Here is a 14,411-nt window from a genome sequence, read left to right as displayed (position 1 = left end):
CGGGCGACACACACCCACAAGGGGACGGCCGGGCCGCGTGCGTCGGGTACCTCTGAGGCTGTCTCATCCCCACCTCGGAGAATCGGGAGAACCCCCATGACGCACGCCAGCCTCCGCGCCGGTGTTCTGGGCGCGGTCGCCACTGCCGCCCTCACCCTCGGCGCCGTTCCGGCCCTGGCCCTCGCGCCGGTGGCCGCGGACGCCCCGCGCACCCTGCCGATCGCCGACCCGGGCATCGTGCAGCCGGCGGAGGGAACGATCGAGGAGGCTGCCGTCGAGGCACACACACTGCCGATCGCCGACCCCGGCATCGTCCGGCCCGGGCGCGGAGCGGTCCACGGGGCCGGCGCCACCGAGGTGCCGCGTACCCTGCCGATCGCCGACCCGGGCATCGTCCAGCCGGCGTGGGCGACGTCCGCCGCGCCGCACGGCACCGGTGTGACGGGGGCCCCGCACGTGGCGGTCCACTCCCTCGGCTGAGCCGTGCCGTGGCCGCCCCCGGTGCACCCGGGGGCGGCCACGGCACGTGTGTGCCTCAGACCGTGAAGCCGATCCAGGTGTCCGGGGGCGACTGCGGCCGGCCCGGAACCGGGCGGTGCTCCTCGGTCCAGTCCCGGCCGGCGAGTTCACCGGCCACCCGGCGCCAGAACCTTGCGGCGGTGTGGTTGTCGTCCTGGAACGGGATCTCCCAGCGCCCCGGGTGCTGGGCCACCACCTCCCGGACGGCGGTCATCCCCACCCCGGAGCGGCGTACGCCGCGTACCACGAAGAAGGCGTTGAGCACCCGGACCGGGGTCTCCAGCGCCCGGACGAGGGCGAAGCCGGCCGGCCGGTCCCCCCACAGCGTCAGATAGGCGGCCCAGCCGGGGTCGCGGAACGCGGCCGTCAGCCGGTCGCTGCGGAAGGTGCCGTCGGGGCGGGGCAGTTGACCGCGCACCTCGGAGAGGTCGTGGCGGAACATCGGCCACAGGCGTTCCAGCACGGGAAAGTCGTCGGCGCCCGCGCGGCGCACGCGCACATCAGGTGTTTCTGTCATGAAAGAAAGCCTCCCGGCCGGAGAATAACCGGCCGGGAGGCTTGCACGCTGCCGTCATTCTACCGGGTGCCGATGACCACGGTGGCGGTCCCGTCCTCGTCGGCCGCCGTGCGGGCCGTCAGCCCGTGCGCGGCGAACACCGCCGAGGCCCGCGCCGCCTGACGCTCCGTCGTCTCCACCAGCAGCCGCCCGCCGGGGGCCAGCCACTCCCGCGCGCCGGCCGCCACCCGGCGCAGCACGTCCAGGCCGTCGGCGCCGCCGTCCAGCGCCACCAGCGGCTCGTGGTCGCGGGCCTCGGCCGGCAGCAGGCCGACCTCCCGGCTCGGCACATAGGGCACATTCGCGGCCAGCACGGCCACCGTGCCGCGCAGCCGGGGCGGCAGCGGCGCGTACAGATCGCCCTCGTACACGCGCCCCGCGGCAGCCGCCACATTGCGCCGGGCGCACCGTACGGCGGCCGGGTCGATGTCGGCGGCGTGCAGTTCGACGCCCGGTACGGCGGCGGCGATTGCGGCCCCCACAGCCCCGGAGCCGCAGCACAGATCGACCACCACGTCCCCGGCCGCGACCGCGCCGCCGGCCACGGCCTGCCGCACCAGGAACTCGGTGCGCCGCCGGGGGACGAACACCCCCGGCTCCACCACGATCCGCAGGCCGTGGAACGCGGCCCACCCCACCACCTGTTCCAGCGGCAGCCCGGCGAGGCGCCGGTCCACCATGGCGGACAGCTCGGCGGCGCCACACGCGGCGCCCATGATCAGCCGCGCCTCATCCTCGGCGAACACACAGCCGGCGGCGCGCAGCCGCTCGACGATCTTCCCGTCCGGCATCATCAACAGACGACCTCTCGGAACACCCCGGGGGCGCCCACGGCAACACCCCACCTGCCACTGCGGTCACGGGGGTCTCACCTCCTTCGTCCGTCGTACCGGCTCTCAGTATGCGCCGGGCGGGGACCGTTCGCTCAGCCCGTGCCGCCGGGGCCGCCCCGCGGCGCGTCCGGGCCGGCCGGGCGGCGCGCGTAGTCGAGCAGCCGCTCGGACAGCAGCGACTCGGCGGCGTCCAGCTTCTCCAGCGCCAGGTCCGCCACCTCGTCCAGCGGGCGCCCCTCGACCATGCAGTGCCCGGCGGTGCGGAAGATCATCGCCTGGATGGCCAGCAGCTGGCCGGCGATCAGATCGGGCAGGTGGTCGCGCTCGTCGGCGCCCGCCGCCTCCCGCAGGGTCTCGGTCAGGCGTTCCCCGGTCCGCTGGTTGACCTCCATCATCCGGCGCCGCAGCGACTCGGAGCCGAACATCACCTGGATGAAGCGGCCCATGCCCTCGGCCAGGCCGATCCGCACGCTGCGGCTGATGATCTCCTGCCGGATCGCGCCGAGCACCGCCTCGGCCGCCGACTGCCCCGGGGCGCGCTCGCGCACCAGCAGGGAGGGGTGGTCGATGACCTCCTCCTGCCGGTCCAGGAACAGGTCCTCCTTGGCCGGGAAGTAGTTGTAGACGGTGTTGACGGAGACGTCCGCCGCCTCCGCGACCTCCGCCACCGTCACCTCGTCGAAGCCCCGTTCCAGGAACATCCCGGTGGCCACGTCGGAGATGTGCTGCCTGGTCTGCTGCTTCTTGCGTTCCCTGAGCCCGGCCATGACGCCATCCTAAAGGTTCCTTGACCAACTTAAAACTTGGGGCGATTGCATTTTTTAAGCGGCTCTGCTTTTGTGTCCGGCATGGCACCGATCCTCACCACGCACGACCTGGCCCTCACGTACACCACCAAACGCGGCACGGTGGACGCCGTGCGCGGCATCGACATGAGCGTCGAACCCGGCGAGATACTCGGGTTCCTGGGCCCCAACGGCGCGGGCAAGTCCACCACCCTGCGGATGCTCACCACCCTGCTCGCCCCCACCCGGGGCACCGCCACCGTCGCCGGGCACGACCTCGCCACCGAGCAGGCCGCCGTACGCCGCGCGATCGGCTACGTCGCCCAGTCCGGCGGCACCGACCCCAACGAGACGGCCGGGGACGAACTCACCCTCCAGGCCCGGCTCTACCGGCTCCCCAAGGCCGCGGCGAGCGCCCGGGTCGCCGAACTGGCCGAGGACCTCGGCCTCACCGACCTCCTGGACCGCAAGTGCGCCGCCCTCTCCGGCGGCCAGCGGCGGCGCCTGGACATCGCCATGGCGCTCACCCACCGCCCGCGCGTCCTCTTCCTCGACGAGCCCACCACCGGGCTCGACCCCGGCAGCCGCGCCGACCTGTGGGACCTGATCCGGCGTATCCGCTCCCAGGACGGCACCACCATCTTCCTCACCACGCACTACCTGGACGAGGCGGACGCCCTCTCCGACCGGCTGATCGTGGTGGACGACGGCCGCGTCGCCGCCGAGGGCACCCCGGCGGAGCTGAAGACCCGGTACGGCGGCTCCCCCGACGCCACCCTCCAGGACACCTTCATCTCCATCACCGGACGCGGCCCCCAGCCGGAGCGGGACCCGGCCCCCGTCGCCGTCTGACGGAACCGGCATCAGGACCGCGCCACCCACCCACACCGAACACAGACAGGAACTCCTCCCCACCATGTCCACCGTGCTCTCGGACACCGGACTGATCTTCCAGCGCTACCTGCGGCAGACCCTGCGCTCCCGGATCAGCGTCGTCTTCGGGCTGATGCAGCCCCTGCTCTTCCTCGCCTTCTTCGGCCCCCTGCTCCAGGACATGCCGCTCGGCGGCGAGGGCGACTCCTGGCAGACCCTGGTCCCCGGCCTGCTGATCCAGCTCGGACTGTTCTCCGCCGCGTTCGCGGGCTTCGGCATCATCATGGAGAAGCAGTTCGGCATCGTGGAACGCATGCGGGTCACCCCCGTCAGCCGGCTCGCCCTGCTGCTGGGCCGCATCCTGCGCGACGCCCTGCTGCTGCTCGTCCAGTCCTGCCTGGTCGTGGCGGCCGGGCTGCTGTTCGGACTGCGCGCCCCCGTACTCGGCGTGCTCATCGGCTTCGTCATCGTCGGCCTGCTGGGCATCTCGCTGGCCTCGCTCTCCTACGCCCTGGCCATGCGGGTGACGACCATGCAGGAATTCGCCCCCGTCATCAACTCCATCAACCTGCCGATGATGCTGCTCTCCGGCATCCTGCTGCCGATGGCCCTCGCCCCCACCTGGCTGAACGTCATCTCGCACGTCGTGCCGTTCCGCTACCTGGTCGAGGCCGTCCGCGCCGCGTTCGTCGGCAACTACGGCGACGGCACTCTCCTGCTGGGCACCGGCGTGGCCCTGGCACTGTCCGCCCTCACCCTCACCCTCGGCACCCGCCTCTTCACCAAGGCCGGTGCCTGAGCGCTAGTCTCGGCCGCATGGTCAATCTCACCCGGATCTACACCCGTACCGGAGACAAAGGCACCACGGCGCTCGGCGACATGAGCCGCACCGCCAAGACGGATCTGCGGATCGCCGCCTACGCCGACGCCAACGAGGCCAACGCGGTGATCGGTGCGGCGCTGGCCCTGGGCGCGCTGCCCGAGGAGGTCGGCGCCGTGCTGATCCGGGTGCAGAACGATCTCTTCGACGTTGGCGCCGATCTGTGCACCCCGGTCGTCGAGAACCCGGAGCACCCGCCGCTGCGCGTACTGCAGAGCTACATCGACAGGCTGGAGGAGGACTGCGACCGCTTCCTCGCCGATCTGGAGAAGCTGCGCAGCTTCATCCTCCCCGGCGGCACCCCCGGCGCGGCGCTGCTGCACCAGGCCACCACGGTCGTACGCCGCGCCGAGCGCTCCACCTGGGCGGCGCTGGCCGAGCACGGCGACACGATGAACGAACTGACCGCCACCTATCTCAACCGGCTCTCCGACCTGCTGTTCATCCTCGCCAGGACGGCCAACAAGGAGCAGGGCGACGTGCTGTGGGTGCCGGGCGAGAACCGCTGAACCGCCACGGCCGCCGGGCCCTACACGGCCCGCAGCCTCTCCCCCGCCGAGGTCAGGGCGGCGAGCCCCGCCGCCGTGGCCTCGTCGGCCGGCAGATACACCAGCAGCCGCTGATCGTCGTCCACCGGCAGCTCCAGCGTCTCGTACGCGAGCCGCAGTTCGCCGCTCAGCCCCGGATGGACCATCCGCAGCACCCCGGAGGCGCGCGGCGGTCCTGACACCGACGCCTCACGTTCGGTGAACCCGGCACCGGCCGTCACCGTCAGCTCGTCGGCCAGCCGCGCCAGATGCGGATCGGCGCGGAACGGGCCGTCCTTGAGCGCCGCCACCTGATCGTCCGCCAGCCGCCCCCAGTCCGGGAACGCGGTGCGCGCCCGCTCGTCGGCGAAGACGTAGCGCACCATGCTGGCCGGTGAGCCCTCCAGCATCCCCACCGGCCCGGCCAGCCGCTCGAACCCCCGCGTCCAGGCGAGCAGCTCACCCAGCCGGTTCATCAGCACGGCCGCGCCCGGCTCCAGCTGATCGAGCAGCGCGCGCACCGGGGACCGTACGGTGCGGGTCGGCGTGGTGCCCTCGGCGCCGCAGGAGAACCCGGGCTCGGCCGCCTTGGTCAGCCGGTGCAGATGGATGCGCTCGGCCATGCCCAGACCCAGCACCTCGGCCAGCGCGGAGAGCACGGAGGCGGACGGCCGCCGGTCACGGCCCTGTTCGAGCCGGGTGACGTACTCGACGCTGACCCCGGCCAGCATCGCCAGCTCGGAGCGGCGCAGCCCCGGGGTGCGCCGCCGGGGCCCGGTGGGCAGGCCGGCCTCCGCGGGGGTGACCGCCTCACGGCGGCTCCGCAGGAACCGGCCCAGCTCGTTCTCGCTCACCCAGCGAACGTAACAGCACGCGGCGGGGCGGATCGTGGCCCTGTCACTACCGGTCTCCGCCCGGTCTCCCCGGCGGCGCGGTGGGCGGGCACGGTCGGGGCATGACCTCACAGCACACCACCCCGCTGCGTCTCGCCGTGATCACCGCCAGCGTCCGGGAGGGCCGGTTCGCTCCGGTGGTGACCGACTGGATCACCGCGCAGGCCGCGGACCACGGCCGTTTCGCGGTGGACACCGTCGACCTGGCGGACCACCCGCTGCCGCTGGCCCTGCCCGCCGTCCCCCCGGCGCTCGACCCGGACATGGAACGCCCGGCCGCCATGGCCGGGCTCACCGCGCGCCTGCGGGACGCGGACGCGTTCATCGTGGTGACCCCGGACTACAACCGCAGCTTCCCCGCCTCGGTCAAGGCCGCGATCGACTGGCACTACACCGAGTGGCGGCACAAGGCGATCGGCTTCGTCGGCTACAGCGGGGCCAGCGGCGGCCTGCTGGCCATCGAGCAGTTGCGGCAGGTCTTCAACGAACTGCACGCCCACACCGTCCGTGACTACATCGCCTTCCCGCGCTACTACACGCTGTTCGAGGCGGACGGCGGCCTGAAGGAGCCGAAGGAGCCCGCGGAGGCGGCCCGGACGATGCTGGACCAGCTCCACTGGTGGGCCTCGATCCTGCACGACGCCCGCCGCGACCGCCCGTACCCGGGCGCCTGACGGGCCACGGGCGCTCAGGCCACCGGTGCCTCCCGCCGCTCCGCGGCCGGGGCGGCGGGCGCCGGGGGGTTCTTGCGCCAGATCGTGTAGCTGAGCGCGATGATCCCGTGGATGCCCAGGATCCGCACGGCCGCCCACTGGGCGCCGTGCAGGGGCTCCGCCGCCGCTGGACGGTCGATCAGCCAGAGCATCAGCTGCGCCACCACCAGCGACAGGCCCATCCCCACCAGCGTCATCCGCCACAACCGCCATTCGTGGCGGGCCCGCGCCCAGCCGTACCGCGGCGGTTTGGCCGGGCGCGGCGCGCCGCCCCAGCGGTGCGCGGCCCAGCCGTCCGCCCAGTGGATCAGATAGTGGCCGTAGCCCACCGTGAAGCCCAGATACAGCACGGCCAGCGCGTGCGACATCGCGGGCTCCGCGCCACCGCGCAGGTCCAGCACCGTGGCCGTCAGCAGCAGCACGTCGATCAGCGGCACGCACAGCAGCAGCGCGCCGCCCGCGCGGGGCCGGCGCAGTCCGTACCGCACCGCGAGACCGGCCGCCAGGACCACCCAGAAGGCGATCTCGGCAGCGATGATCAGGTACACGATCACGACAGGGGCTCCTTCCGCACCCCTCAAGCCTGCCGCCCGCCACCCCGTCCCCGCGTCGTCATCCGTGAGGAGATCGGACTCGCCCGGCTACACACTTCGATGTAAGAGCGCGGGCCGCCGCCCGGCGCGTCAGCCCGGGAGGCGGTAAGCGCTGAGGTGGGCGATCGGGTGCCCGGCGGGTGTTCCGGCGGCCGTGATCGTGTAGAGGGTGTCCTCGCCGGCGACGGCGGCGATCACCGGGTCCGTGCGGAAGCGGCCCTTCTCGGTCGCCTTCCCGTTGGCGGCGGCCACGTACGACAGGCGGTACTCGCCACCGGCCTCTTCCCGATTCTCGTGCGCCCCTGCCTCGGCACCGCCGGCCGGAGAGACCAGCAGAACGTGCTCTTCCACGGCGCCCGCCGGCACGGAGCCTTCCGGCCCCAGGTGCACCCACTCCGGGTCGGAGCCGAACGGGATGCCGCGCCATCCAGACCCCGTGCCGTCCTCCTCCGGAGCCACCAGCACGGACCCGCCCACCACCTCCGGCGCGCCGCCCAACCGGCCCTCGTACTCGACGTGACGGATCGGTGCTCCGGACGACCCGTAGACCGTCGCCCCGGTCTCGGTGGTCACGACGAATGGAGCGTCGGCGACGGCGACGTACCAGCGCAGCACGGACCAGCTGTACGTGGTGGGCGCGGTCCAGAGTTCTTCCCCGCTCTGGGTGGCGAAGGCGGTGATGCTGTACTCCTCGCACAGATGGAGGTGCAGCGTCAGTTCACTGCCCTGGATCCATCGTGTCTCGGAGCACGGGTCGCTGCCCGGGCGCACCGGCAGCGGCAGTGCCGTGCCGTCGAGGGTGAACCGGTGGCTGGACCACTCCTCGACGTCCGCGGTGATCACCTCGCTGCCGGCGGTGAGCAGCGTCGCGGACCGATGGTCCGGGCCCGGGCCCCAGTCCAGCCGCTCACTCCAGAGCAGTTCGCCGGTGCGGGTGTCCAGCGCGCCCACGGTGTCGCAACGCCCACCTTCCCCGTCGTTCGACGGTTCCGCGACATCCTCGAAGAGGAGGGCGGCGATCCCGTCGGCGTTCGGTGCCGGGGAGGCCGCGCAGGGCACCAGCCCGGTCTCCCGGACCGGCAGCTCCCACCGCCTCTCCCCGGTGGCCGCGTCGAACGCCCACGTGCCGACCCCCGTGACGGCGACGACGGCGCCATCCGTCAACCAGGTCGCCACCACATCGCCCGGCTCGTGCACACCGGCCATCGAGCCGGAGACCCAGCGTTCGGCGAGCTCCGGCGGGTCCGGCGTGTGATCGGACGTCAGCAGTGCCACCCCGCCGACCACGAGGACCGCCCCCACCAGCACACCGGCCCGGAGCAGCTGACTTCCACGCATCCCGTTCCCCTCACATCGCGCCGGTCCACGACACCGTCCCGCGCTCCCCCACAAGATGCCCGGCGTGCTGTGATGGTTCCATGCCCCTGCCACTGGTCCGCCCGCACCGCTACGACATCGGTATCGCCGTCGTCGGACTGGCCGGCGGGCTGACCGGGGTCCGGTACGACGTCTTCTCGGTGGTCAGCGTCGGCCCGTACTCGCCGGTGGCGCTGATCGGGCTGCTCGTCATGTGCGGCGCGGAGCTGCTGCGTCGCAACGCACCGGGGTGGTGTCTGGGCATCGGCGCCGCCGCCGTGCTGTGGGACTCCCTGACGGGCGGACTGCTGGCGGTGCTGCTGATGTTCACGGACGTGGTGTACGCCGCCGTGCTGTACGGCGGACCGCGGCTGAGCCGGGCGGTGCTGCGCGGCAGCGTCGCCCTCACCGTCGCCGTCACGGTGGGCGCCCTGGCCTGGCTGCGTGACCCGCAGGCGCTGGCGCTGGGGGTGCTGGCCGCCGCGGTCACCGCCACCCCGGCCTGGACCGCCGCCATCGTCCGCGGCCACCGCGAGAGCGCGGCCCACGCCCGGCTCCGGGCCGAACAGACGGCGCTGCTGGCCGAGATGGACCGGGTGCAGGCCATCACCGACGAACGCGCCCGGATGGCCCGCGAACTGCACGACGTGGTCGCCAACCATCTCTCGGCCATCGCCATCCACTCCACCGCCGCCCTCACCCTGGACGATCCGGACGCCGGCCGCGACGCGCTGACGATCATCCGGGAGAACAGCACCCAGGGCCTGGCCGAGATGCGCCGGCTGATCGGCATCCTGCGGGCGGACGACCCGGAGGCGGCCCCCGAGGCGCTGCCCGGACTCGACTCGCTCGACGCGCTGATCGCCCGCGCCGCCCGCAGCGCCGCCGGCCGGCTGCGCGTCACGGCCGAGGACCGGCGGGCGGACCGTCCCCGGCCGCCCGCGCCGGTGGACCTGGCCGCGTACCGTATCGTCCAGGAGTCGCTCACCAACGCGCTCAAGCACGCCACGCCCGGCGAGGTCCGGGTCCGGCTCGACCAGGACGACGCACAGTCCCTGACGGTGTGTGTCACCAGCCCCAACGCCGCCGCCGGCCAGGACACCTCCCGCCCCCGCGCGCCGGGGTCGGGTGCCGGGCTGACCGGGATGCGGGAACGCGTGGCCCTGCTGGGCGGCACGTTCAGCGCGGGTCCGTACGGCGAGGGTGACCGCTGGCAGGTGCTGGCCCGTCTTCCGCTCACCGAAGGGACCACCACCGCGTGACCATCCGGGTCGTCATCGCCGAGGACCAGGCGGCCGTCCGCCTGGGCCTCGTGCTCATTCTGCGCTCCGCCCCCGACATCGAGGTGGTCGGTGAGGCGCCGGACGGTGTGGAGGCCGTCCGCCTGGCCCGCGAACTACGCCCCGACGTGGTGCTGATGGACATCCAGATGCCGCGCCTGGACGGGGTGTCGGCGACCCGGGAGATCACCACCGAGGGCACCTCGGACGTCCTGGTGCTCACCACCTTCGACCTCGACGCCTACGTCTTCGGCGCGCTGCGGGCCGGCGCGGCCGGTTTTCTGCTCAAGGACAGCGACGCCGCCACGCTCATCGAGGCGGTGCGCACCGTACGGGCGGGCGAGGGCATGATCGCCCCGGCCGTCACCCGGCGCCTCATCAGCGAGTTCGCCCGGTCCGGCGAGCCCCCGCGCGGTCCTTCCGTGGACCCGGCGGCGCTGGCCTCTCTCACCCGCCGCGAGCGCGAGGTGCTGGCGCAGCTCGGCGCGGGCCGTTCCAACGCCGAGATCGCCGCCGAGCTGCGGCTGGCCGAAGCCACCGTGAAGACCCATGTCAGCCGGCTGCTCGGCAAACTCGGGCTGCGCAGCCGGGTGCAGGCCGCCGTACTGGCCCAGGAATCGGCCCTCCGCCCCGGCCCCAACCCGCCGTCCTCACCGCGGTCTTAGGGGCACGCAGCCTCGGCTTTCGCCAGGTACGGGTCCCCTTGACCACTGGTCCAGACCTTCCTACGCTCCCTGCTCAGTTCCCCCCACTTCTCCCTCTTCAAGGAGCGACCTGTGAGCAAGGGGTTACACCGCACCCTGAGCAGCACCAAGCGCAAGGTCGTCGCCATCACGGCGGCCCTGACCCTCCCGCTGGGCGGCATGCTGGCCTTCGCCTCCACCTCCCAGGCCGGCGAGGATCCCACCACCCCCACCGTCACGGACGACACCGGCACCACCGCGGCCGGCGCCATCAACGTCGGCTACTTCACCGAGTGGGACGTCTACCGCGGCTACCACGTCAAGAACATCGTGGACTCCGGCTCGGCCGACAAGATCACCCACCTCAACTACGCCTTCGGCTACGTGCAGCACGGCGAATGCAGGATGGGTGACGAATACGCCGCCCACGAACGCTCCTACAGCGCCGCCGAGTCCGTCTCGGGCGAGGACGACACCGGCGCCCTGCGCGGCAACATCAACCAGCTGCGCCAGCTCAAGGAGGTCAACCCGGACCTGAAGGTGCTGTGGTCCTTCGGCGGCTTTACCTGGTCCAAGAACATCGGCGAGGCCATGCAGAACCCGGACCGGTTCGCCCAGTCCTGCTACAACCTGGTCAACGACCCGTACTGGCACGGTGTCTTCGACGGCATCGACCTCGGCTGGGAGTTCCCCAACGCCTGCCGTGACAACTGCGACGCGTCAGACCCTGACGCCTTCGCCGACATGATGCACGCCTTCCGCAACGTCTTCGGCGACCAGCTGGTCACCGCCGCCATCACCGCCGACGCCTCCGACGGCGGCAAGATCGACGCCACCGACTACGCGGCCGGCGCCGAGTACGCCGACTACCTCACCGTGAAGACGTACGACTACTTCGGCGACTGGTCCCCCACCGGGCCCACCGCACCGCACTCCCCGCTGGAGAGCTACGACGGCATTCCGGTGGACGGCTTCAACGGCGCCGCCGCCATCAGCAAGCTGAAGGCCCAGGGTGTGCCCTCCGAGAAGCTGCTGCTGGGCATCAGCTTCCACGGCCGGGGCTGGACCGGCGTGAGCGACGCCGCACCGGGCGGCGCCGCCTCCGGGCCCGCACCCAGTACGCGCCAGGCCGGCATCGAGGACTACAAGGTGCTCGCCGCCACCTGCCCCGCCACCGGCACGATCGCCGGCACCGCCTACGCGCACTGCGGCAGCCAGTGGTGGAGCTACGACACCCCGCAGACCGTCACCGACAAGATGGCCTGGGCCAAGGAGCAGGACCTGGGCGGGGCCTCCTTCTGGGACTTCTCCGGTGACAGCGCGGACGGCGCCCTCGTGAACGCCATTCACACCGGTCTGAACGGCTGACCCACCGAGCACCCGACATGAACGCGGCCGGGTGGACGGTGATCCGTCCTCCCGGCCCCTCGGACGTGGCGGTGCTCGCGCGGGAGTCCGGGATTCACCCGGCCGCCCCCGACCGGCCCTCCTCAACGCAGACTTAAGGGCACCGCAAGCCAGACTTTCTTTGGTACGGACCCCATTGACCACTGGTCCAGACCTCTCTACGCTCCCTGCTCAGTTCCCCCCACCTCTCCGCGACCAAGGAGCGACCCGTGAGCAAGGGGCTACACCGCACCCTGAGCAGCACCAAGCGCAAGGTCGTCGCCATCACGGCGGCGCTCACCCTCCCCCTGGGAGGCATGCTGGCCTTCGCCTCCACCTCCCAGGCGGAGGAGGACAGGACCCCCACCCCCGTCGCCGAGACCACCGCGGGTGACGTCAAGCTCGGCTACTTCGCCGAGTGGGGCGTCTACAACCGCAACTACCACGTCAAGAACATCGTGGACTCCGGCTCCGCCGACAAGATCACCCACATCAACTACGCCTTCGGCAACGTGCAGAACGGCGAATGTACGATCGGCGACTCCTACGCCGCCTACGACCGCTTCTACAGCGCCGCCGAATCCGTCTCCGGTGAGGCGGACACCTGGGACACCGGTGCCCTGCGCGGCAACTTCAACCAGCTGCTCCAGCTCAAGGAACTCAACCCCGACCTCAAGGTGCTGTGGTCCTTCGGCGGCTGGACCTGGTCCAAGGGCTTCGGCGAGGCCATGCAGAACCCCGAGCGGTTCGCCCAGTCCTGCTACAACCTGGTCAACGACCCCCGCTGGGAAGGTGTCTTCGACGGCATCGACCTGGACTGGGAGTACCCCAACGCCTGCGGTGACAGCTGCGACACCAGCGGCCCCGCCGTCTTCGGCGACATGATGCGGGCCTTCCGCGGCGTCTTCGGCGACCAGCTGGTCACCGCCGCCATCACCGCGGACGCCTCCGACGGCGGCAAGATCGACGCCGCCGACTACGCGACCGGCGCCGAGTACGCCGACTACCTCGCCGTCATGACCTACGACTTCTTCGGCGCCTGGGCGGCCACCGGACCCACCGCCCCGCACTCCCCGCTGGAGAGCTACGACGGCATCCCGCAGGACGGCTTCAACAGCGCCGACGCCATCGCCAAGCTCAAGGCCCAGGGCGTGCCCAGCGAGAAACTGCTGCTGGGCATCGGCTTCTACGGCCGCGGCTGGACCGGCGTGAGCCAGGCGGCACCCGGCGGCACCGCCTCGGGCGCCGCACCCGGCACCTACGAGGCCGGCATCGAGGACTACAAGGTGCTGGCCGCCAACTGCCCCGCCACCGGAACGGTCGCCGGCACCGCGTACGCGCACTGCGGCAGCCAGTGGTGGAGCTACGACACCCCGCAGACCGTCACCGACAAGATGGGCTGGGCCAAGGACCAGGGCCTGGGCGGCGCGTTCTTCTGGGAGTTCTCCGGTGACTCCGCGGACGGCGCGCTGGTCGACGCCATCCACACCGGCCTGAACTGACCCACCGGCACGGCAGGCGCACAAAGCGGCCGGGGGAACGGATCTCCGTTCCCCCGGCCGCTCGTGCCGGGTCCTACGCGACGTTCACCCGCTGGCCGGGCGGCGCCGCCTCCAGCCAGGCGAGGAAGCCGGTCAGCGCGTCCTCGCTCATCGCCAGCTCGACATCGTCCCCGTCGTGCCGGCAGGAGAGCACCACGGCGCCCGAGAGCAGCGCCAGCTCCTCCTCGCCCTGCGGCTCGCGCCGTTCCCGCACCTGGATGCGGTCGCGCTGCAGAGCACGACGGGGCCGCACCGCGTACGAGAAGACCCGGAACCACTCGACCCGGTCTCCGTTGTAGCGTGCGACCCCATAAATCCAGCCCTTGCCCAGGGACTGGCCCGGTTTCGGCGCCCGGAAGCGCGCCGAACAGTCGAAGGTGCCACCCAGCCGCTGAATCAGCCGCCTGCGCACCCCGAAACCGAGCAGTCCCAGCACAACCAGCGCCAGCACGGCGCCGACCACAACCAACGCGAGGACCATCTCAACCGACCTCCTCGCCCCGTTGTGTGTCCGTTGTGCGGATCAGCGCCCCGCCGCCACGGTACGCAGCCGGACATCCGCGCGCCGTTCGGCGTGGGCGTCCGCGTCCGCCTTGGCCTGCTCCAGGGAACGCTCCGCACGCTCGACGTCGATCTCGTCCGCAAGCTCCGCGATCTCCGCGAGCAGCGACAGCTTACCGTCGGTGTACGACAGGAATCCGCCGTGCACCGCCGCGACGACCGTGCCGGTCCCGCTCTCACCCGTGGTACGGATGGTCACCGGGCCCGATTGCAGCACACTGAGCACCGGCTGATGCCCGGGCATGATCCCGATGTCACCCGAAGTGGTGCGCGCGACGACCAGGCTGGCCTCGCCCGACCAGACCTTGCGGTCCGCGGCGACCAACTCGACGTGCAGCTCAGCCACGATGGCTCCTCATCCCCTGGATATGTGAAGAATAGATGGCCGGTGCACCGGAGGCGGGGGCACCCCCCGCCTCCGTGCGCACCACG

General features: G+C 72.1%; 17 protein-coding genes. 9 read left to right on the top strand and 8 right to left on the bottom strand.

Annotated elements, in window-relative coordinates; genetic code table 11:
• The first annotated feature begins 96 nt into the window (after positions 1-96).
• Positions 97-480: a hypothetical protein gene (locus tag ACTFAP_RS21630; RefSeq protein ID WP_500467167.1), complete on the top strand. Its 384-nt coding sequence runs from the start codon at positions 97-99 to the stop codon at positions 478-480.
• A 55-nt stretch (positions 481-535) separates the two neighbouring features.
• Here ACTFAP_RS21630 and ACTFAP_RS21625 read toward each other — a convergent pair whose 3' ends face one another.
• The 3 genes from ACTFAP_RS21625 to ACTFAP_RS21615 form a co-directional block, all read right to left on the bottom strand.
• Complete coding sequence (locus ACTFAP_RS21625) at positions 536-1,036, bottom strand: GNAT family N-acetyltransferase (protein ID WP_500467166.1); 501 nt, start codon at positions 1,034-1,036, stop codon at positions 536-538.
• Positions 1,037-1,095: 59 nt separating this feature from the next.
• Positions 1,096-1,866, bottom strand: a complete 771-nt coding sequence (locus tag ACTFAP_RS21620; protein ID WP_500469535.1) for a putative protein N(5)-glutamine methyltransferase — start codon at positions 1,864-1,866, stop codon at positions 1,096-1,098.
• A 134-nt stretch (positions 1,867-2,000) separates the two neighbouring features.
• On the bottom strand, positions 2,001-2,675 hold the full coding sequence (locus ACTFAP_RS21615; protein ID WP_390121374.1) for a TetR/AcrR family transcriptional regulator: 675 nt from the start codon (positions 2,673-2,675) through the stop codon (positions 2,001-2,003).
• An 81-nt stretch (positions 2,676-2,756) separates the two neighbouring features.
• On the opposite strand from ACTFAP_RS21615, the gene ACTFAP_RS21610 reads away from it, so the two are divergent.
• The 3 genes from ACTFAP_RS21610 to ACTFAP_RS21600 all read left to right on the top strand — a co-directional run bounded on the left by ACTFAP_RS21610 (position 2,757) and on the right by ACTFAP_RS21600 (position 4,955).
• The gene (locus ACTFAP_RS21610) at positions 2,757-3,545 is read left to right on the top strand and encodes an ABC transporter ATP-binding protein (RefSeq protein ID WP_500467165.1); all 789 of its coding nucleotides are present in this window, start codon (positions 2,757-2,759) and stop codon (positions 3,543-3,545) included.
• A gap of 64 nt (positions 3,546-3,609) precedes the next feature.
• Positions 3,610-4,365 carry an ABC transporter permease gene (locus tag ACTFAP_RS21605; RefSeq protein ID WP_495681980.1) on the top strand — a complete coding sequence of 252 codons (756 nt, stop codon included), beginning with the start codon at positions 3,610-3,612 and terminating at the stop codon, positions 4,363-4,365.
• Positions 4,366-4,382: 17 nt separating this feature from the next.
• Positions 4,383-4,955: a cob(I)yrinic acid a,c-diamide adenosyltransferase gene (locus ACTFAP_RS21600; RefSeq protein ID WP_495681979.1), complete on the top strand. Its 573-nt coding sequence runs from the start codon at positions 4,383-4,385 to the stop codon at positions 4,953-4,955.
• Positions 4,956-4,975: 20 nt separating this feature from the next.
• Here ACTFAP_RS21600 and ACTFAP_RS21595 read toward each other — a convergent pair whose 3' ends face one another.
• Entirely contained in the window at positions 4,976-5,827 is an 852-nt protein-coding gene (locus tag ACTFAP_RS21595) for an MmyB family transcriptional regulator (protein WP_495681978.1), read from the bottom strand.
• 101 nt (positions 5,828-5,928) lie between these two features.
• Between ACTFAP_RS21595 and ACTFAP_RS21590 the strand changes: the two genes are divergently transcribed.
• Entirely contained in the window at positions 5,929-6,540 is a 612-nt protein-coding gene (locus tag ACTFAP_RS21590) for an NADPH-dependent FMN reductase (protein WP_500467164.1), read from the top strand.
• 14 nt (positions 6,541-6,554) lie between these two features.
• Here the strand turns inward: ACTFAP_RS21590 and ACTFAP_RS21585 are convergent, their stop codons facing one another.
• On the bottom strand, positions 6,555-7,133 hold the full coding sequence (locus ACTFAP_RS21585; RefSeq protein ID WP_495681976.1) for a hypothetical protein: 579 nt from the start codon (positions 7,131-7,133) through the stop codon (positions 6,555-6,557).
• A 129-nt stretch (positions 7,134-7,262) separates the two neighbouring features.
• A complete protein-coding gene (locus ACTFAP_RS21580; RefSeq protein ID WP_495681975.1) occupies positions 7,263-8,510 on the bottom strand; it encodes an outer membrane protein assembly factor BamB family protein in 1,248 nt (415 codons plus the stop codon).
• An 80-nt stretch (positions 8,511-8,590) separates the two neighbouring features.
• On the opposite strand from ACTFAP_RS21580, the gene ACTFAP_RS21575 reads away from it, so the two are divergent.
• The 4 genes from ACTFAP_RS21575 to ACTFAP_RS21560 all read left to right on the top strand — a co-directional run bounded on the left by ACTFAP_RS21575 (position 8,591) and on the right by ACTFAP_RS21560 (position 13,379).
• Positions 8,591-9,790, top strand: a complete 1,200-nt coding sequence (locus tag ACTFAP_RS21575) for a sensor histidine kinase (RefSeq protein WP_500467163.1) — start codon at positions 8,591-8,593, stop codon at positions 9,788-9,790.
• Positions 9,787-10,473 (top strand): response regulator, encoded by a 687-nt coding sequence (locus ACTFAP_RS21570; protein WP_500467162.1) that lies wholly within the window; start codon positions 9,787-9,789, stop codon positions 10,471-10,473. The genes ACTFAP_RS21575 and ACTFAP_RS21570 overlap by 4 nt, the downstream gene beginning before the upstream one ends.
• Positions 10,474-10,584: 111 nt before the next feature.
• Complete coding sequence (locus ACTFAP_RS21565; protein WP_500467161.1) at positions 10,585-11,859, top strand: glycoside hydrolase family 18 protein; 1,275 nt, start codon at positions 10,585-10,587, stop codon at positions 11,857-11,859.
• A 248-nt stretch (positions 11,860-12,107) separates the two neighbouring features.
• Positions 12,108-13,379 carry a glycoside hydrolase family 18 protein gene (locus tag ACTFAP_RS21560; RefSeq protein ID WP_500467160.1) on the top strand — a complete coding sequence of 424 codons (1,272 nt, stop codon included), beginning with the start codon at positions 12,108-12,110 and terminating at the stop codon, positions 13,377-13,379.
• Between the two features lie 73 nt (positions 13,380-13,452).
• On the opposite strand, the gene ACTFAP_RS21555 is transcribed toward ACTFAP_RS21560, so the two are convergent.
• Both ACTFAP_RS21555 and ACTFAP_RS21550 read right to left on the bottom strand, forming a co-directional pair.
• Entirely contained in the window at positions 13,453-13,899 is a 447-nt protein-coding gene (locus tag ACTFAP_RS21555) for a DUF2550 domain-containing protein (protein ID WP_030733591.1), read from the bottom strand.
• 42 nt (positions 13,900-13,941) lie between these two features.
• Positions 13,942-14,325 carry a F0F1 ATP synthase subunit epsilon gene (locus tag ACTFAP_RS21550; RefSeq protein WP_390121385.1) on the bottom strand — a complete coding sequence of 128 codons (384 nt, stop codon included), beginning with the start codon at positions 14,323-14,325 and terminating at the stop codon, positions 13,942-13,944.
• Positions 14,326-14,411: the final 86 nt, after the last annotated feature.

The sequence above is a fragment of the Streptomyces sp. PH9007 genome (assembly GCF_059813725.1).
This window is presented reverse-complemented; position numbering and strand designations above follow the sequence as displayed.

Bases quoted from the DNA above. Each gene is read 5' to 3' on its own strand.
- ACTFAP_RS21630 (WP_500467167.1), top strand. From the start codon at position 97: ATGACGCACGCCAGCCTCCGCGCCGGTGTTCTGGGCGCGGTCGCCACT.
- ACTFAP_RS21590 (WP_500467164.1), top strand. From the start codon at position 5,929: ATGACCTCACAGCACACCACCCCGCTGCGTCTCGCCGTGATCACCGCC.
- ACTFAP_RS21620 (WP_500469535.1), bottom strand. From the start codon at position 1,866: ATGCCGGACGGGAAGATCGTCGAGCGGCTGCGCGCCGCCGGCTGTGTG.
- ACTFAP_RS21575 (WP_500467163.1), top strand. From the start codon at position 8,591: ATGCCCCTGCCACTGGTCCGCCCGCACCGCTACGACATCGGTATCGCC.
- ACTFAP_RS21605 (WP_495681980.1), top strand. From the start codon at position 3,610: ATGTCCACCGTGCTCTCGGACACCGGACTGATCTTCCAGCGCTACCTG.
- ACTFAP_RS21610 (WP_500467165.1), top strand. From the start codon at position 2,757: ATGGCACCGATCCTCACCACGCACGACCTGGCCCTCACGTACACCACC.
- ACTFAP_RS21600 (WP_495681979.1), top strand. From the start codon at position 4,383: ATGGTCAATCTCACCCGGATCTACACCCGTACCGGAGACAAAGGCACC.
- ACTFAP_RS21580 (WP_495681975.1), bottom strand. From the start codon at position 8,510: ATGCGTGGAAGTCAGCTGCTCCGGGCCGGTGTGCTGGTGGGGGCGGTC.
- ACTFAP_RS21555 (WP_030733591.1), bottom strand. From the start codon at position 13,899: ATGGTCCTCGCGTTGGTTGTGGTCGGCGCCGTGCTGGCGCTGGTTGTG.
- ACTFAP_RS21615 (WP_390121374.1), bottom strand. From the start codon at position 2,675: ATGGCCGGGCTCAGGGAACGCAAGAAGCAGCAGACCAGGCAGCACATC.
- ACTFAP_RS21625 (WP_500467166.1), bottom strand. From the start codon at position 1,036: ATGACAGAAACACCTGATGTGCGCGTGCGCCGCGCGGGCGCCGACGAC.